This window comes from Enterobacter sp. 2VL (assembly GCF_005503595.1).
GTDB lineage: Bacteria > Pseudomonadota > Gammaproteobacteria > Enterobacterales > Enterobacteriaceae > Enterobacter > Enterobacter cancerogenus.
Genome location: NZ_SCNE01000011.1, coordinates 87,965 through 106,259 on the forward strand (window position 1 = coordinate 87,965; position 18,295 = coordinate 106,259).

An 18,295-nucleotide genomic window follows, 5' to 3' on the forward strand; every position below is an offset into this window, starting at 1 on the left:
TTGTGTCCCGTAGTCAGTTTACAGCGAAGCTTTTTGTTGTGTGGCGGAGGTCGTCTCTTTCTCCTCTTCCACACAGGTGTCGCACGGTAAGTGGCGACCAATTAATTTGCGATAGCCGAATGCGCCCAGCGCCGCCCCTACGATAGGCCCGAACAGCGGCACCAGGAAGTAAGGAATGTCTTTGCCGCCGGTGAAGGCAACGTCGCCCCAGCCCGCGAAGAACGCGAAGGTTTTCGGCCCCAGGTCACGCGCCGGGTTCATCGCAAAGCCTGTCAGAGGCCCCATAGATGCCCCGATGACGGCGATCAGCAGGCCAATCAGCAGAGGCGCCAGCGGGCCGCGCGGGATACCGTTCCCGTCATCGCCCAGCGCCATGATAACGCCCATCAGAATAGCGGTAATCACCATTTCAACTGCGAACGCCTGCACAAAATTGATATGCGGGTTCGGATAGGTGGAGAAGATGCCAGCCAGTTCCAGGCTGTCGACACTGCCGCGAACCATATGATGCGTTTGTTCGAAGTCGCTGAAAAGATTGTAATAAAGCCCGTAAACTAACGCCGCTGCGCAAAACGCGCCGGCAAATTGAGAAAGGATAAAGGGTACGACTTTGCGTCCGTCGAAGCACGCGAACAGCCACAGCGCGATGGTCACCGCCGGGTTAAGATGTGCACCGGAAACCCCTGCGGTCAGGTAGATGGCCATCGCCACGCCCAGACCCCAGATGATGCTGATTTCCCACTGACCGAAACTGGCACCCGCCACTTTCAGTGCTGCGACACAGCCCACTCCGAAGAATATCAACAACCCGGTACCCAGAAACTCGGCAATGCACTGGCCTTTTAAGGTTGATGTCTGACTCATAATCGGAATCCTGAAGAAATTGAATGTTTTTTGTTAGCATGACCGCCCGTGACAGCCATGGTGCCCTGTAGACACGGTGTTAATTTATCGTTAACGAGCAAAAACGAGAAATATCGAAATCAAAATGTGTGGTCTGCGTCAATAAAATGAGCGTTTTCGCGCCATAAAGCGCGTTTTTGCATCACGACAGAAATGAGAGCTGAATCATTTCATTAACTAAAGAGTTAACAATTTAGGGGTATATGCCGCGAACGCACCAGGATGACACTGAAAAGTGTTGCAAAGCGCGATCTGCGCGGTCTGTCGCTGGACAGAGAGCGTCGCGCTCCATACAATCGACGCTATGTCGTGCGCGTTTACGTTAAAGCGTCGCCTTGCAATTCAGGAGAGGTAGCATCATGTCTTTAGAAGTGTTTGAGAAACTGGAATCGAAAGTACAGCAGGCGATCGACACCATCACCCTGCTGCAGATGGAAATTGAAGAGCTGAAAGAGAAGAACAACTCCCTGTCACAGGAAGTTCAGAATGCTCAGCACAGCCGCGAAGAACTGGAGCGTGAAAACCACCAGCTGCGCGAACAGCAGAATGGCTGGCAGGATCGTCTGCAGGCGCTTCTGGGACGTATGGAAGAAGTGTAATTCCGAATTCGTACAAAAGGCACGCTAAATGCGTGCCTTTTTTATTTCATCGAAATAGACTCGCTTGATACGACAACTCACACGGAACGCGAGATGACGAAACAAAGCGATATTGTCGATAACACTTTTCTTGAATTGCGCGTATGAAGAAATATTTCCTTATTTTAACGTTCTCTGCGCTGGCGATACTTTATTGTCTTTTGATGACGCGTTCCTTCATGGATGAGGAATACACGCAACGTGATTTTCTTCAATATTATTTATTAACACCTGAACCGCTCAGGCAGGCACCCAGGGTTGCATCGCACTGGTATTTTACCCGTCACGCCGATGAGGGAAGTGGCTTGCAGATCAGTACGCTTACGTTTACGGATATTGAAGGGGATAAAATCCAGTCGATAGCTGAAAAGCTCAACGCTTATATTGATAGCTATCCCGACCATCGTGTTCAGATGGGGATTGCTGTCGAGGAGCGGAAGGGAACGTATGAAATTCGTATCACCCATTATGAATCGGGTGAAGATAAATAAAAAAAAGGCCATCCGGTTTGCCGATGGCCTTTATCGTTACTCAATATCCAGCGCATCCTCAGAAAGGATAATCCCGGTATTGTCGGCATAGAGATGGTCGCCGGAGAAGAAGGTCACGCCGCCGAAATTCACGCGGATGTCGCTTTCGCCGATGCCGTCACCTGCTGCACCCACTGGAATGGCTGCGATAGCCTGGATGCCGATATCCAGGTCTTCCAAATCGTCCACCTGGCGCACGGAGCCGTAGACCACAATTCCTTCCCACTCGTTTTGCGCGGCAAGACGGGCAAGGTCAGCGTCGATCAGGGCGCGGCGCACTGAACCACCGCCATCGACCAGCAGAACGCGGCCACGGCCATTCTGTTCGAGCAGATCGTACAGCAACCCGTTATCCTCGAAACATTTCACCGTGATGATTTGTCCGCCAAACGACGACCGTCCACCAAAGTTGGAGAACAGCGGTTCAACGACGTTGACATCTTCCTGGTAGATGTCACAAAGCTCGGAGGTATCGTATTTCATAGGTTTAACGCTCAGTTGCTGCGAATGTGTTCAGTATATCGTGCGAAAGGCGTTGTTGGCAAAATCATCAATTGTTAATTGATATTTGTCAGTTAACGCAGCGTCTGGCTCAGGACAATCCCGATGACGAACAACAGGTTAGTTAACAGCGCCCCTTTTACCGTGCGTTCGAGCATCGGCGGCATGGCGGACGGGCTAAGTTCGCGCATCACGAAGCGCGCCTGTTTCACCAGCAGCGGTGCGGCGAGTATAAACAGCCAGCCCCACAGGCTGTGCAGTGAAATCAGGTTAAACAGCGCCAGGCAAATCAGCGCCCCCATCAGCAGGCAGACGTGGTAGCGGCGTGCATTTACCGGGCCGAGGCGCACCGCGAGCGTGTTCTTACCGTTTACGCGGTCGCTGTCAATATCGCGCAGGTTGTTGATGTTGAGCACCGCCGTCGCCAGCAGGCCGCAGGCGGTCGCCGGCAGGAACAGGGCAGGGATCAGCGTATGCGTCTGTAAGTACCAGCTCCCCATCACGCTTAGCCAGCCGAAGAAGACCAGGACTGAAATATCACCCAGACCAATATAACCGTAGGGCCGCGTACCAACGGTATAGGTAATGGCCGCGATAATGGCGAGCAGGCCCAGCACCAGGAAGCCAATAAAATCGCTGGTGGTTTTAGACGCTACCGTCACCAGCGCCAGGCCGGACACGCAAATCAGCGCCACGGTGATAATCAGCGCCCGTTTCATCTGCGCCTGGGTGATCACCCCTTTTTGCATCCCACGCAGTGGCCCGATGCGGTCAGGCTTATCGCTGCCCTTTACCGCGTCGCCATAGTCGTTGGCGAGGTTGGAGAGGATTTGCAGCAGACCGGCGGTAATCAACGCCAGCCCCGCCACCCACGGATCGAAATGCCCTTGCCACCAGGCAAGCGCAGTACCGACGACGATCGCGGCGAAGGCCAAAGGAAGGGTTTTAGGGCGTAAACTTTCGAGCCACGCCTGAGTACGGCTGATATCAGTCATAGTTATTTAGCCAATAAAAATGGGGGCATTAGCCCCCATCAACAGTGATGAAAATGCAATAACCGCGATTATAGGATAAAACGGCTCAGATCTTCATCTGCCACTAACGCATCCAGGTGTTTGCCCACATATTCTGCGTTGATGGTAATGCTTTCGCCATTGAGGTCGCTCGCATCATAAGAGATGTCTTCCATCAGGCGTTCCAGTACGGTGTGCAGACGACGCGCGCCGATGTTCTCGGTCGTTTCGTTAACCTGCCATGCCGCCTGAGCGATGCGTTTAATGCCATCCTCGGTGAACTCGATGTTCACGCCTTCGGTTGCCATCAGCGCTTTGTACTGTACGGTCACAGAGGCGTTTGGCTCGGTCAGGATGCGCTCGAAATCTTCGGTGGTCAGCGCCTGCAGCTCAACGCGGATCGGCAGACGACCCTGCAGTTCCGGGATCAGGTCAGACGGTTTGGCCACCTGGAACGCACCAGAGGCGATAAACAGGATGTGGTCGGTTTTGACCATGCCGTGTTTAGTGGAGACGGTGCAGCCTTCAACCAGCGGCAGCAGGTCGCGCTGAACGCCTTCACGGGAAACGTCCGGGCCTGAGGATTCACCGCGCTTACAGATTTTGTCGATTTCATCGATAAACACGATGCCGTGCTGCTCAACCGCGTCGATAGCATCCTGCTTCAGCTCTTCCGGGTTCACCAGCTTCGCCGCTTCTTCTTCGATCAGCAGCTTCATCGCGTCTTTGATTTTCAGCTTACGCGCTTTCTGCTTCTGGCCACCCAGGTTCTGGAACATGGACTGCAGCTGGCTGGTCATCTCTTCCATGCCAGGAGGGGCCATGATTTCAACGCCCATTGGCGCAGCGGCGAGATCGATCTCAATCTCTTTGTCGTCCAGCTCGCCTTCGCGCAGCTTCTTGCGGAACGCCTGACGCGCCGCAGACGGCTCAGCCTGCTGTTCCGCCTGGCCCCAGTTGTTTTTGGCAGGTGGGATCAGCACGTCGAGAATACGCTCTTCGGCCATCTCTTCGGCGCGATAGCGGTTCTTCTCGATAGCCTGAACGCGCACCATCTTGATCGCCGAATCGGTCAGATCGCGGATGATGGAGTCCACTTCTTTACCCACATAGCCCACTTCGGTGAACTTGGTGGCTTCAACTTTGATGAACGGCGCGTTAGCCAGCTTCGCCAGACGACGGGCGATTTCGGTTTTACCGACGCCGGTCGGGCCGATCATCAGAATGTTTTTTGGGGTCACTTCATGGCGCAGCTCTTCATCAAGCTGCATACGACGCCAGCGGTTACGCAGGGCAATCGCCACGGAACGCTTGGCATTGTCCTGGCCGATAATGTGTTTATTCAGTTCGCTGACAATTTCGCGTGGGGTCATTTCAGACATGGGAGATCCTTACGCTTTAGACGGTAATTCTTCGATGGTGTGATTGTGGTTGGTATAGATGCAGATATCACCTGCAATATCCAACGCTTTCACCGCGATATCGCGCGCGTTCATGTCGGTATTTTCCAACAGCGCGCGGGCAGCTGCCTGAGCGTATGGGCCGCCAGAGCCGATGGCAATCAGGTCGTTTTCTGGCTGGATCACGTCACCGTTACCGGTGATGATCAGCGAGGCGTTTTCGTCGGCCACGGCCAGCAGCGCTTCGAGCTTGCGCAGCATGCGGTCGGTACGCCAGTCTTTCGCCAGCTCAACGGCGGCTTTCACCAGATGACCCTGGTGCATTTCCAGTTTGCGTTCAAACAGTTCAAACAGCGTGAAGGCATCGGCAGTGCCGCCTGCAAAACCGGCGATCACTTTGTCGTTATAGAGACGACGCACTTTCTTCACGTTGCCTTTCATGACGGTATTACCCAGCGTGGCCTGGCCGTCCCCGGCAATTACCACCTGGCCGTTACGGCGTACACTTACTATTGTTGTCACGAGCAGACCCCCTGGTTACAGAATCGGGAAACAGAAGCCCTGAGCCTGTGCTCAGGGCTGAATAGAATGATAGATGGGGGGGATTTTGGGGGTTTCAACCCCCGGAAGCGAGTCGAATGCAGTTTGTGTGGCCCGCGACCTTCAGACGGGAAATGGTGCCATCGGCATTTTCTTTGCCTTTCACCGGACCAATCACCACGCGATTCCAGCCGTTATTGGTGGTAATGCGTGAATCAAACCCTTCGAACGCCAGCTGAGCACGGACGGTTTCCGCCTGCTCTGCGCCTTTAAACGAACCACACTGCACCATCCAGCGACGTTCATCTTTTTTCTCAGCCGTTTGCTTCGGGGCCTCGGTCTCTTTGGTGACCGGTGCGGCCTGCTGCGTTTTCGGCTGCTGCGCGGTGGTATGCGCCGGCGTTTGCAGCAGATCCTGATACGGCTGGGCGGCTTGCTTTTGCGGCTGCGCTTTTGGCTGCTGGGCAGGCTGAGTTTGTACCGTGCGCGTTTGCTGCTGCGGCTGCGGCTGCTGATAAGGCTGTTCCGTCACCCGCGGCTGCGAGCGAGGCTGCTGTACCGGCTGGGTTTGCGCCCACTGCTGCTGTTGCTGCTGTTGGATCTGAGCCTGGCGCTGACGCTGCAACTGCAACGTTTGCTGACGCTGAGCGGGCGTTTGTTCATTCCACGGGACTTCGTTCAGCTGCGTTGGCTGCTGGCGCATATCGGCCTGCATCTGGGCCAAGAGCTGACGCTGTTCATCCGTGAGCTGATCGGCGTTCTTCACTTCGCCACCGGCGGACGGTTCGGTAGGCGCACGCACCCCCGGCTGGCGACTTTCCAGCTCTTTAATGTAACGCCAGCGTTCTTCAGGTTTTGGTGGTAAGCCATTGCCGACCACTTTGTTGCCCTGAAGCGCCTCGGACTCTTCTTTCTTATGATGCGTGATAAAGTACAGGCCACCAATAAAGGCGACCAGTACAGCCGCAGCAATAGCGACCATCGCTGGCGAGACAGCAGGCAGGCTACGTTGCTTGTTCCTTGAGCCACTCTTTTTGCGTCGCGAAGGTGCCGGCTGGCCGCGACGTACATAATCTCGTTGTGCCACTATCGTTTCGCTGTATTTATTCGTTCGTCAGCCCGCCATGTTACTTAAGCGGCGGGGCTTTGACCAGACAGTGAGTCTTAAAGAGGTTTACTTTAAGTCAATGCCTGGGTAGAGCCGCGCACAATTAGCTCGCAGTCGAGCAGTCGCGAGCCGCTGCTAACTGTTTGACCATGCAGCTGATCCAGCAAAAGCAGCATCGCTTCACGGCCAATCTGGTAGCGGGGTTGTGCAACGGTTGAGAGCGGTGGATCGCAAAATTCCGAAAGCGAAATGTTATCGAAGCCGATAATCGACAAGTCTTTCGGCACACGCAGCCCACGGCGTTTGGCATAAGACAAGGCCCCCAGCGCCATGACGTCGCTGTGACAGAACACAGCGGTAGGTGGCTCCGGCAGCGCCAGCAGTTTCTCCAGCGCCTGCCCGCCCGCTTCATAGGTGAAATCCCCACGGGCAATATAGTGCGGGTCGACGATGGCACCGGCGCGACGCAGCGCCTGAACATAACCCTGCAGGCGATAATGGCACAGCGGCATCTCTTCCGGGCCAGCGATACATCCGATGCGCTTATGCCCCAGCTCCTGAAGATAGTTCACGGCATTAAAGGCGGCGGTGAGGTTGTCGATATGCACGGTCGGCAGTTCAAGTTCCGGCGCAAACTCGTTAGCCATCACCATCGGCGGTAAATTGCGTTGTTCTTCGATGCTGGCGTCAAACGGCAGGCGCGAGCCAAGCAGCAGCATGCCGTCGATCTGCTTGGTGATAATAAGGTCGATAAAGGTCTTTTCCTGCTGGTTCTGATGGGCGCAGTCGCCAATCAGAACGAGGTAGCCTTGTTCCGCCGCCGTGACTTCAATACCGCGGATAATCTCGCTGAAGAAGGGATCGCAGATGTCCGGGACAATCACCAGGATAGTGCGCGATTCGTTACGCTTCACGTTACGACCCATCGCCTGCGGGAAATACCCGACTTCCAGGGCCGCCTGCTCCACCCGATGGCGGGTCGCCTGGGAGACTTTATCCGGGTTCATTAATGCGCGGGACACGGTTGCCGTAGAAACTTGCGCTTTCTCGGCAACGTCTTTCATGGTCGCCGAGGCAACCTCTTTCCTGGACTTCAACGTCTTCTCCTCGCATGAACACCGAACTTCTCACCTTGCCATTTTTACAGATTGTTAATGGAATCGGTTACAGAATTTTCATGAAAAGTGTGAGGAATGTTGGATTTTTTCGATCCGTATTCAGCCTTCTATCGGATCGACGTCAAGAACCCACTTCACTTTACGCGCGTCCGGCAGCGTGTTGATCAGCGCCAGCGTGGCGCTCACGATGTGCTGTAAGCGGATGCGGGAGGGATGTTGCAGCAAAATCTGCCAGCGGAATCGCCCGCCACGCTTGGCGGCCAGCGCCGGAACAGGCCCTAAAATCCACAGCTGATTATCCACCAGAGGGCTGGCCTGCAGGAGATTTCGCAGCTGCTGGAGGAAAAGCGGCGCCTGCTGGTTGTTATGATCTTCTGCACGGATGATGACGTGGCTGGTCCACGGCGGAAGCTGCATTGTCTGGCGCTCGGCCAGCGCCTGCTCGGCAAAGGCGTCGTAGCCTTTATGCAGCAGGATTTGCAGCAGCGGATGTTCAGGATGGTGCGTTTGCAGCACCACTTCCCCCTGTTTCCCGGCACGTCCGGCACGCCCGGCAACCTGGGTATAGAGCTGGGCGAAACGTTCCGCAGAGCGGAAATCCGCGGAGAAGAGCGCGCCATCGACATCCAGCAGGGCGACCAGCGTAACGTCCGGGAAGTGGTGTCCTTTAGCCAGCATCTGGGTGCCAATCAGGATACGCGCACCGCCGCGATGCACTTCCGCCAGCTGTTGTTCCAGCGCCCCTTTCCGGCTGGTGGTGTCCCGGTCAATGCGTGAGATAGGCACGTCAGGGAAGAAGGGGGCGAGCGTCTGTTCCAGCTGTTCCGTACCCAGCCCGACCGGCACGATATGCGTGGAGCCGCACGACGGGCACTGTCGCGGCACCGGGCGCTGGCTGTCGCAGTGGTGGCAGCGCAAATGACGCTGAGCCTGATGGAAGGTGTAATAGTGGTCGCAGCGCGGACACTCGGCAATCCAGCCACAGTCGTGACACAGCAGCGCAGGGGCAAATCCGCGGCGGTTAAGGAACAGGATCACCTGGTTGCCCGCCTGCAGATGCTGGCGCATGCGGGTGATGAGCGCCGGGGCGAGCCCCGCCTGCACCTGCTGACCTTTCAAGTCCAGCACGTGCTGGATGGCCGGGCGAGCATTGCCCGCGCGGCGCGTCAGGCGCAGCATGTGATATTTGCGCTGGCGTACATTATGCAGCGTTTCGAGCGCAGGCGTGGCGGAACCCAGAATAATGGGGATCTGCTCGCTATGGGCGCGATAGACCGCTAAGTCACGGGCATGGTAGCGCCAGCCTTCCTGCTGTTTATAGGAGCTGTCGTGTTCTTCGTCGATCACGATAACGCCGAGATTTTTAAACGGCGTAAATAAAGAAGAACGTGTACCGATGACAATCGCCGCCTCGCCATTTTTGGCTTTCAGCCAGGCGCTGAGGCGTTCGCTGTCGTTCAGACCGGAGTGAAGCACCTCAACCGGCGCATTAAAGCGCTCGCGAAAACGGGCGATGGTTTGCGGCGTCAGGCCGATTTCCGGCACCATCACCAGCGCCTGTTTGCCCTGCGCGAGCACGTTTTCCAGTACGCTCAGGTAGACTTCGGTCTTGCCGGAGCCGGTGACGCCCGCCAGCAGCCAGGCGGAGAAATGATCCGATGCACTGTGGATTGCACCCACCGCGGTCGCCTGTTCGGTGTTCAGCCGCAGGCGATCGCCCGAAACGGAAAAGCTCTCCCGCCAGTCTTGCTGCGCGGGCGCTTCGCTGCCAAGTTCGCTCAGTCCTTTCTTGCGCAGTGCCTGCAGCGCGGTTTCGCTGACCTCAAGTTCATTCACCTGATGCCGCCAGATTTTCCCCTGGCGCAGCGCCGCCAGCGCCTGCTGCTGTTTCTGCGAGCGCTTCAGACTGTTGATATCTACGGCCTGGCCCTGTTCGGTGGCAAACCAGTACCACATCGGCGCGTGGCAGGCGTTTTTCCCCTGACGCAGCAGTATGGGCAGCGCATGAAACAGGACATCGCCAATCGGGTGATGGTAGTAATCCGCCGCCCACAGCAGTAATCGCCAGGTGCTGGTGGAGTAAACGGGTTCGCCGTCCAGCACCTCAACGACCGATTTCAACTCATTGAGCGGCAGTTCGCTTTTCTCGCTGACGGAGACGACGATCCCCACGCGCTGCTGTTTGCCAAATGGCACGGTCACGCGACAGCCCGCTCTGGCGCTCATGCTGTCGGGCAGCAGATAGTCAAAGGTGCGGGGAAGCGGAACGGGCAGGGCTACGTGAGCAACGGGCATCGAATCTTCCTGACTTGAAAAGTGGCGCGTTAGTATACACATTAGAGAAAGCGGCGTGCGGATCAGTTTGCATACGCTGGTTAAATTCTGTATGATTCGCCGCCTTTGGTGTACTTTACGCCAAAGAACTTACATTCAACATCGCGTGGTGTCTGGCGTTAGGGCTGGAAGAGCGACGCGGCCTTAACTGAGGTTCTCCCATGAAAAAAGATATTCACCCGAAATACGAAATGATTACTGCAAACTGTTCTTGCGGTAACTCTATCCAGATCCGCTCTACCGTGGGCCACGATCTGAACCTGGACGTGTGCGGCAAATGCCACCCGTTCTACACTGGTAAGCAGCGTGATGTTGCAACCGGTGGCCGTGTTGACCGCTTCAACAAGCGTTTCAGCATCCCGGGCGCTAAGTAAGTTTCCCGAAAAAAAGGCACCGCAAGGTGCCTTTTTTGTATCCGCTAATCAGTATTCCCACGTATCCGGGTCGATACCCAGTTCACGCATGATCACCTTCGCCTCTTCCGGAATTTCATCACTACGCTCTTTGCGCAGATCGTCGTCGTTTGGCAACGGTTGGCCGGTAAACGCGTGCAGGAATGCTTCGCACAGCAGCTCGCTGTTCGTCGCGTGACGCAGGTTGTTCACCTGACGACGCGTACGTTCATCGGTGAGGATCTTCAACACTTTCAGAGGAATGGAAACCGTAATTTTCTTTACTTGCTCACTCTTCTTACCGTGCTCAGCGTATGGGCTGATATATTCGCCGCTCCATTCAGCCATGAGATACCTTTAATCCTCTCAGTCATTAATCTAAAGGTGCAAAACCGTAACTGACGGTTCTGAACCGGAATCTTGTGTAGTTTACCGTAGAGACGATACCGTGGCACGGATATTGCCGCTGCAGCGTGCACTAAAGCATATAATTTTAACGGCTATTTGCGCATTGCTCAATCTATACGCAAAGAAGTTTAGATGTCCAGATGTATTGACGTCCATACTTTCAATGTTTACTCTGGTGCCTGACTTTTCACCTAATTAGCCAGGAAGCCTTCACCATGACGCGTAAACAGGCCACCATCGCAGTGCGTAGCGGATTGAATGATGACGAGCAGTACGGCTGTGTTGTCCCGCCTATTCACCTCTCCAGTACGTATAATTTCACCGGATTTAATGAACCCCGCGCGCATGACTACTCGCGTCGCGGCAACCCGACGCGCGATGTTACCCAGCGCGCGCTGGCGGAACTGGAAGGTGGCGCAGGGGCGGTACTGACCAATACCGGCATGTCGGCGATCCACCTGGTGACCACCGTCTTCCTGAAACCTGGCGACCTTCTGGTTGCGCCGCACGACTGCTACGGCGGCAGCTATCGTCTGTTTGACAGCCTGGCAAAACGCGGCTGCTACCGCGTGCTGTTTGTCGATCAAAACGACGAACAGGCGCTAAAACAGGCGCTTGCAGAGCAGCCGAAGCTGGTGCTGGTGGAAAGTCCAAGCAATCCATTGCTGCGCGTTGTCGATATTGCGAAAATTTGTCAGCTCGCAAGGGATGCGGGAGCGATAAGTGTAGTGGATAATACGTTCCTCAGTCCGGCCCTTCAGAACCCGCTGGCACTGGGTGCAGATCTGGTATTGCATTCATGCACTAAATATCTGAACGGCCATTCTGACGTGGTGGCGGGCGTGGTGATTGCAAAAGATCCCGACGTTGTCACTGAACTGGCATGGTGGGCCAATAATATTGGCGTCACCGCGGGTGCCTTCGACAGCTACCTGCTGTTACGCGGCATTCGCACGCTGTCCCCACGCATGGAGGTGGCGCAGCGTAACGCCCAGGCGATCGTGGATTTCCTGCAAACACAGCCGCTGGTGAAGAAACTGTATCACCCGTCGCTGCCGGAAAATCAGGGCCACGAGATTGCCGTGCGCCAGCAGAAAGGGTTTGGCGCGATGTTAAGTTTTGAACTGGACGGCGACGAGCAAACGCTGCGTCGCTTCCTGAGCGGGCTGTCATTGTTTACGCTGGCGGAATCCTTAGGTGGGGTTGAAAGCTTGATCTCCCACGCCGCGACCATGACGCACGCAGGTATGGCACCGGAAGCCCGTGCCGCCGCCGGTATTTCTGAGACGCTGCTGCGTATCTCAACCGGTATTGAAGATTCTGAAGATTTAATTGCCGATCTGGAAAATGGCTTCCGGGTCGCAGCCAAGGGGTAATCATGAGTGTGATAGCGCAGGCAGGGGCGAAGGGTCGTCAACTGCACAAGTTTGGTGGTAGTAGTCTTGCTGATGTGAAGTGTTACCTGCGTGTCGCAGGGATCATGACCGAGTATTCACAGCCGGGCGACATGATGGTTGTCTCCGCGGCGGGCAGCACCACCAACCAGCTGATTAGCTGGCTTAAGCTGAGCCAGACCGATCGCCTTTCTGCGCATCAGGTTCAACAGTCTTTACGCCGCTATCAGAGCGAGCTGATTGCCGGTTTGTTGCCAGCGGACGTGGCGGACGGGCTGATTAGCGCGTTCACGCACGACCTTGAACGTATGGCCGCCCTGCTCGACAGCGGCATTACCGATGCAGTGTATGCCGAAGTGGTGGGGCACGGTGAAGTGTGGTCCGCCCGCCTGATGGCCGCCGTGCTGCAACACCTTGGCGTGGACGCGGCCTGGCTTGATGCGCGTGATTTCCTGCGTGCCGAGCGCGCCGCGCAGCCGCAGGTAGACGAAGGGTTATCTTATCCGCTGCTGCAACAGCTGCTGGTGCAGCATCCGGGCAAACGTATTGTGGTGACAGGCTTTATCAGCCGCAGCAGCGCGGGCGAAACCGTGCTGCTGGGGCGTAACGGCTCTGACTATTCAGCGACGCAAATCGGCGCGCTGGCGGGCGTTTCCCGCGTCACCATCTGGAGCGACGTGGCCGGTGTTTACAGTGCGGACCCGCGTAAGGTGAAAGATGCCTGCCTGCTGCCGCTGCTGCGTCTGGACGAGGCCAGCGAACTGGCGCGTCTGGCAGCGCCGGTTCTGCACGCCCGTACGCTGCAGCCGGTGTCCGGCAGCGATATCGACCTGCAACTGCGCTGTAGCTATACCCCTGAACAAGGCTCTACGCGCATTGAACGCGTGCTGGCCTCGGGTACCGGGGCACGTATTGTCACCAGCCATGACGACATCTGCCTGATTGAGTTCCAGGTGCCTGCGGGCCAGGATTTCAAACTGGCGCAAAAGGACATCGACCTGATCCTCAAGCGTGCGCAGGTTCGTCCGCTGGCCGTGGGCGTGCATAACGACCGCCAGCTGCTGCAGTTCTGCTATACCGCTGAAGTGGCGGACAGCGCGCTGAAAATTCTGGATGAAGCGGGCCTGCCGGGCGAGCTTCGTCTGCGTCAGGGGCTGGCGCTGGTGGCGATGGTCGGGGCGGGCGTCACCCGTAACCCGCTGCATTGTCATCGTTTCTGGCAGCAGCTTAAGGGCCAGCCGGTGGAATTTACCTGGCAGTCGGAAGAGGGCATCAGCCTGGTGGCCGTGCTGCGTAAAGGGCCGACCGAAAGCCTGATCCAGGGGCTGCATACCTCACTGTTCCGTGCGGAAAAACGCATTGGGCTGGTGCTGTTCGGGAAAGGCAATATCGGTTCACGCTGGCTGGAGCTGTTCGCGCGCGAGCAGGTCACGCTCTCGGCGCGTACCGGATTCGAATTTATTCTCGCAGGCGTGGTGGACAGCCGCCGCAGCCTGCTGAATTACGACGGGCTGGACGCCAGCCGCGCGCTGGCTTTCTTTAACGATGAAGCGGTCGAACAGGACGAAGAGTCGCTGTTCCTGTGGATGCGCGCGCACCCGTATGACGACCTGGTGGTGCTGGACGTGACCGCCAGCGAACAGCTTGCCGATCAGTATCTGGATTTCGCCAGCCACGGGTTCCACGTCATCAGCGCCAACAAACTGGCTGGGGCGAGCAGCACCGATAAGTATCGCCAGATCCACGATGCGTTCGAGAAAACGGGTCGCCACTGGCTGTATAACGCCACGGTCGGCGCGGGCCTGCCGGTCAACCACACCGTGCGTGATCTGATTGACAGCGGCGACAGTATCCTGGCGATCAGCGGCATCTTCTCCGGCACGCTCTCGTGGCTGTTCCTGCAGTTTGACGGCACCGTACCGTTCACCGACCTGGTGGATCAGGCGTGGCAGCAGGGGTTAACCGAGCCTGACCCGCGCGTTGACCTCGCCGGAAAAGACGTGATGCGTAAGCTGGTTATTCTGGCGCGCGAGGCGGGCTATGACATCGAGCCGGACGCGGTCCGCGTCGAGTCGCTGGTGCCTTCTGGCTGCGAGGAAGGGTCGGTCGATCACTTCTTCGAAAATGGCGACGAGCTGAACGAGCAGATGGTGCAGCGTCTGGAAGCGGCAAACGAGATGGGGCTGGTGCTGCGCTACGTGGCACGCTTCGAGGCGAACGGCAAAGCGCGCGTGGGTGTGGAGGCGGTTCGTCCTGAACACCCGCTGGCGGCGCTGCTGCCGTGCGATAACGTCTTCGCCATCGAAAGCCGCTGGTACCGCGATAACCCGCTGGTGATCCGTGGTCCGGGCGCAGGGCGTGATGTGACCGCCGGGGCGATCCAGTCGGACATCAACCGTCTGGCTAAGCTGCTGTAACCCCCCTCACCCTAACCCTCTCCCCGCAGGGGAGAGGGGACGGCTCGGTGCTGTTTTTCCCCCTCGCCGGGGTTAGGGGACACCCAAACCCATCATGAACTCCCCTCAACTCCCCCTGAGCATTCCTCACCGTTAATGTTGATTATTTCTGTTGACGCCACTCCGCTTTTCCGTCATTTTTACATCTGGACGTCTAAACGTATAGAAGTTCACAACACAACACATAACGACACGCGATTGATGAGGTAAGGTATGAGCTTTTTTCACGCCAACCAGCGGGAAGCCCTGAATCAGAGCCTGGCCGAAGTAAATGGCCAGATTAACGTCTCTTTTGAATTTTTCCCGCCGCGCACCAGTGAAATGGAGCAAACCCTCTGGAGCTCTATCGATCGCCTGAGCAGCCTGAAGCCGAAGTTTGTCTCCGTCACCTATGGCGCAAATTCCGGTGAGCGTGACCGTACGCACAGCATTATTAAAGGTATTAAAGATCGTACCGGTCTGGAAGCTGCGCCGCACCTGACCTGCATCGACGCTACGCCTGACGAACTGCGGACAATTGCCCAGGATTACTGGAACAACGGCATTCGCCATATCGTTGCGCTGCGCGGGGATTTGCCGCCGGGGAGCGGTAAGCCGGACATGTACGCCACTGACCTGGTCGCGCTGCTGAAAGACGTGGCGGATTTTGATATTTCCGTCGCCGCCTACCCGGAAGTGCATCCGGAGGCAAAAAGCGCCCAGGCGGATCTGCTCAACCTGAGGCGCAAAGTCGAGGCCGGTGCTAACCGCGCCATCACGCAATTTTTCTTCGACGTGGAAAGCTATCTGCGCTTTCGCGACCGCTGCGTCTCTGCGGGCATCGACGTTGAAATTATTCCAGGCATCCTGCCGGTATCCAACTTCAAACAGGCGAAGAAATTTGCCGACATGACCAACGTGCGCATCCCGCTGTGGATGTCAAAAATGTACGAAGGGCTGGACGATGACCCGGAAACCCGCAAGCTGGTGGGGGCCAATATCGCGATGGACATGGTGAAGATTTTAAGCCGCGAAGGGGTGAAAGATTTCCACTTCTATACGCTGAACCGCGCGGAGATGAGCTATGCGATATGTCACACCCTTGGCGTCAGACCCGGTTTGTAACAAATAAAAGCCCTCTTCGGAGGGTTTTTTGATTTCTAAGGGTTTTATTTCTCTGTTGTTTCGACGATGCTGGTTTTGACGCTCTATAGTCACATATTTTCTACTGGAAATTAAACGGAATTAACTATCGAATCTGTGGATTATCCCAACTATACCTTATCGATTAAGGCGTATATCGTAACGGTAACACAGCAAAGGGAGTACAACGATGAGCACGTCAGACGAGACCAATAAAATGGCTTCGATCGGCAAATGCCCGTTCCATCAGGGTGGCGTCGATCATAGCGCGGGGGCGGGTACCAGCAGTAAAGAGTGGTGGCCTAAACAACTCCGCATTGACCTTCTTAATCAACATTCCAGCCGTTCTAACCCCTTGGGTGAAGACTTCGACTACCGCAAAGAATTCAGCAAGCTTGACTACTCCGCCCTGAAAGGCGATCTCAAAGCCCTTTTGACCGACTCACAACCGTGGTGGCCTGCCGACTGGGGCAGCTATGCGGGCCTGTTTATTCGTATGGCCTGGCACGGTGCGGGCACTTACCGTTCCGTTGATGGGCGCGGAGGGGCAGGGCGCGGGCAACAGCGCTTTGCGCCGCTGAACTCCTGGCCTGATAACGTGAGCCTGGATAAAGCCCGTCGTTTACTGTGGCCTGTTAAGCAAAAATACGGACAAAAAATCTCCTGGGCCGACCTGTTTATCCTCGCGGGTAACGTGGCGCTGGAAAATTCCGGCTTCCGCACCTTCGGGTTTGGTGCAGGTCGTGAAGACGTCTGGGAACCGGATTTAGACGTCAACTGGGGCGATGAAACGACCTGGCTGAAACACCGCGATCCGGAAGCGCTGGCAAAACGTCCGCTGGCCGCCACCGAAATGGGCCTGATTTACGTGAACCCGGAAGGGCCAAATGCCAGCGGCGATCCGCTGTCTGCCGCCGCTGCCATCCGCGCGACGTTCGGTAACATGGGCATGAACGACGAAGAGACCGTCGCACTGATTGCCGGTGGTCACACCCTGGGTAAAACCCACGGCGCGGGCGAAGCCACGCACGTCGGGACCGATCCGGAAGCCTCTCCGATTGAAGCGCAGGGCCTGGGCTGGACCAGCACGCACGGTACCGGGATTGGCGCAGACGCTATTACCTCCGGTCTGGAAGTTATCTGGTCACAAACACCGACCCAGTGGAGCAACTACTTCTTCGAGAACCTGTTTAAATACGAATGGGTGCAGACCCGCAGCCCGGCTGGCGCTATTCAGTTTGAAGCCGTGGATGCACCGGACATCATGCCGGACCCATTCGACCCGTCGAAAAAACGTAAGCCAACCATGCTGGTCACCGACCTGACGCTGCGTTTCGACCCGGAATTCGAAAAAATTTCGCGTCGCTTCCTGAACGATCCACAGGCTTTCAACGAAGCCTTCGCCCGTGCGTGGTTCAAACTGACCCACCGCGATATGGGACCAAAATCGCGTTACATTGGTCCGGAAGTGCCGAAAGAAGATCTGATCTGGCAAGATCCGCTGCCGCAGCCGGTGTTCAATCCTACCCCGGAAGACATTGAAAGCCTGAAGGCGGAAATCGTGGCCTCTGGCTTGTCCGTGAGCGAACTGGTCTCTGTGGCCTGGGCGTCTGCATCGACCTTCCGCGGTGGCGATAAGCGTGGCGGTGCCAACGGCGCACGTCTGGCGCTGGCTCCTCAGCGCGACTGGGATGTTAACGCCGCTGCCGTGCGTGCGTTACCGGCGCTGGAAGCCATTCAGCGTACCACCAACAAGGCGTCGCTGGCGGATATCATCGTGCTGGCGGGCGTGGTCGGCGTTGAGCAGGCGGCGAAAGCCGCAGGTGTCTATGTCACCGTGCCGTTTACGCCGGGCCGTGTGGATGCGCGTCAGGACCAGACGGATATCGAGATGTTTAACCTGCTCGAGCCGATTGCCGATGGCTTCCGTAACTACCGTGCGCAGGTGGATGTGTCCACAACCGAGTCATTGCTGATTGATAAAGCCCAGCAGCTGACGTTGACCGCACCGGAACTGACGGTACTGATCGGCGGCCTGCGCGTGCTGGGGGCGAACTTTGATGGCAGCAAGAACGGCGTGTTCACCAACCGCGAAGGCGTGCTGAGCAATGACTTCTTCGTCAATCTGCTGGATATGAATACCCAGTGGAAGGCGACCGACGAGTCGAACGAGCTGTTTGCCGGGAGCGATCGTACCAGCGGTGAAGTGAAGTACACCGCAACGCGCGCCGACCTGGTATTCGGTTCGAACGCCGTGCTTCGTGCGCTGGCCGAGGTTTACGCCAGCAGCGATGCCAGCGAGAAGTTTGTCCGCGACTTCGTGGCAGCCTGGGCACGAGTGATGGATTTGGACCGTTTTGACGTGAAGTAACCCGTACATCGGGTAAAAAATCCCCGCTTCGGCGGGGATTTTTGTCATTGTTTGAAAGCAACGTGCG

The 18,295-nt window shown here is 56.7% G+C and carries 16 protein-coding genes; 7 read left to right on the plus strand and 9 right to left on the minus strand.

Annotated features, from left to right (window positions below):
- Positions 1-18: 18 nt before the first annotated feature.
- A complete protein-coding gene (locus tag FFS28_RS19720; RefSeq protein ID WP_006179173.1) occupies positions 19-864 on the minus strand; it encodes an MIP/aquaporin family protein in 846 nt (281 codons plus the stop codon).
- Positions 865-1,262: 398 nt separating this feature from the next.
- On the opposite strand from FFS28_RS19720, the gene zapB reads away from it, so the two are divergent.
- Both zapB and FFS28_RS19730 read left to right on the plus strand, forming a co-directional pair.
- Complete coding sequence (gene zapB / locus FFS28_RS19725; protein WP_006179174.1) at positions 1,263-1,502, plus strand: septal ring assembly protein ZapB; 240 nt, start codon at positions 1,263-1,265, stop codon at positions 1,500-1,502.
- Between the two features lie 143 nt (positions 1,503-1,645).
- Positions 1,646-2,032, plus strand: coding sequence for a hypothetical protein (locus FFS28_RS19730; protein ID WP_137903776.1), 387 nt, complete (start codon positions 1,646-1,648; stop codon positions 2,030-2,032).
- 36 nt (positions 2,033-2,068) lie between these two features.
- Here FFS28_RS19730 and rraA read toward each other — a convergent pair whose 3' ends face one another.
- The 7 genes from rraA to priA form a co-directional block, all read right to left on the minus strand.
- The gene (gene rraA, locus FFS28_RS19735) at positions 2,069-2,554 is read right to left on the minus strand and encodes a ribonuclease E activity regulator RraA (RefSeq protein ID WP_006179176.1); all 486 of its coding nucleotides are present in this window, start codon (positions 2,552-2,554) and stop codon (positions 2,069-2,071) included.
- 92 nt (positions 2,555-2,646) lie between these two features.
- Positions 2,647-3,567 carry a 1,4-dihydroxy-2-naphthoate polyprenyltransferase gene (menA, locus tag FFS28_RS19740; RefSeq protein WP_006179177.1) on the minus strand — a complete coding sequence of 307 codons (921 nt, stop codon included), beginning with the start codon at positions 3,565-3,567 and terminating at the stop codon, positions 2,647-2,649.
- Between the two features lie 68 nt (positions 3,568-3,635).
- Positions 3,636-4,967 (minus strand): ATP-dependent protease ATPase subunit HslU, encoded by a 1,332-nt coding sequence (hslU, locus tag FFS28_RS19745; protein WP_006179178.1) that lies wholly within the window; start codon positions 4,965-4,967, stop codon positions 3,636-3,638.
- 9 nt (positions 4,968-4,976) lie between these two features.
- A complete protein-coding gene (gene hslV / locus FFS28_RS19750) occupies positions 4,977-5,507 on the minus strand; it encodes an ATP-dependent protease subunit HslV (RefSeq protein WP_042322674.1) in 531 nt (176 codons plus the stop codon).
- A gap of 94 nt (positions 5,508-5,601) precedes the next feature.
- Positions 5,602-6,612 carry a cell division protein FtsN gene (gene ftsN / locus FFS28_RS19755; RefSeq protein WP_137903777.1) on the minus strand — a complete coding sequence of 337 codons (1,011 nt, stop codon included), beginning with the start codon at positions 6,610-6,612 and terminating at the stop codon, positions 5,602-5,604.
- 92 nt (positions 6,613-6,704) lie between these two features.
- Positions 6,705-7,730, minus strand: a complete 1,026-nt coding sequence (gene cytR, locus FFS28_RS19760) for a DNA-binding transcriptional regulator CytR (protein WP_042322679.1) — start codon at positions 7,728-7,730, stop codon at positions 6,705-6,707.
- 120 nt (positions 7,731-7,850) lie between these two features.
- Positions 7,851-10,046: a primosomal protein N' gene (gene priA, locus FFS28_RS19765; RefSeq protein ID WP_137903778.1), complete on the minus strand. Its 2,196-nt coding sequence runs from the start codon at positions 10,044-10,046 to the stop codon at positions 7,851-7,853.
- Positions 10,047-10,246: 200 nt separating this feature from the next.
- Here priA and rpmE point away from each other — a divergent pair, with 200 nt between their 5' ends.
- Positions 10,247-10,459: a 50S ribosomal protein L31 gene (rpmE, locus tag FFS28_RS19770; protein ID WP_003862040.1), complete on the plus strand. Its 213-nt coding sequence runs from the start codon at positions 10,247-10,249 to the stop codon at positions 10,457-10,459.
- Positions 10,460-10,507: 48 nt separating this feature from the next.
- On the opposite strand, the gene metJ is transcribed toward rpmE, so the two are convergent.
- Positions 10,508-10,825 carry a met regulon transcriptional regulator MetJ gene (gene metJ / locus FFS28_RS19775; protein ID WP_006179183.1) on the minus strand — a complete coding sequence of 106 codons (318 nt, stop codon included), beginning with the start codon at positions 10,823-10,825 and terminating at the stop codon, positions 10,508-10,510.
- A gap of 275 nt (positions 10,826-11,100) precedes the next feature.
- On the opposite strand from metJ, the gene metB reads away from it, so the two are divergent.
- The 4 genes from metB (at position 11,101) to katG (ending at position 18,228) form a co-directional block, all read left to right on the plus strand.
- Complete coding sequence (gene metB, locus FFS28_RS19780; protein ID WP_101738493.1) at positions 11,101-12,261, plus strand: cystathionine gamma-synthase; 1,161 nt, start codon at positions 11,101-11,103, stop codon at positions 12,259-12,261.
- Between the two features lie 2 nt (positions 12,262-12,263).
- A complete protein-coding gene (locus tag FFS28_RS19785; protein ID WP_137903779.1) occupies positions 12,264-14,696 on the plus strand; it encodes a bifunctional aspartate kinase/homoserine dehydrogenase II in 2,433 nt (810 codons plus the stop codon).
- A gap of 252 nt (positions 14,697-14,948) precedes the next feature.
- Entirely contained in the window at positions 14,949-15,839 is an 891-nt protein-coding gene (gene metF / locus FFS28_RS19790) for a methylenetetrahydrofolate reductase (protein WP_006179187.1), read from the plus strand.
- A 208-nt stretch (positions 15,840-16,047) separates the two neighbouring features.
- Complete coding sequence (gene katG, locus FFS28_RS19795; RefSeq protein ID WP_137903780.1) at positions 16,048-18,228, plus strand: catalase/peroxidase HPI; 2,181 nt, start codon at positions 16,048-16,050, stop codon at positions 18,226-18,228.
- Positions 18,229-18,295: the final 67 nt, after the last annotated feature.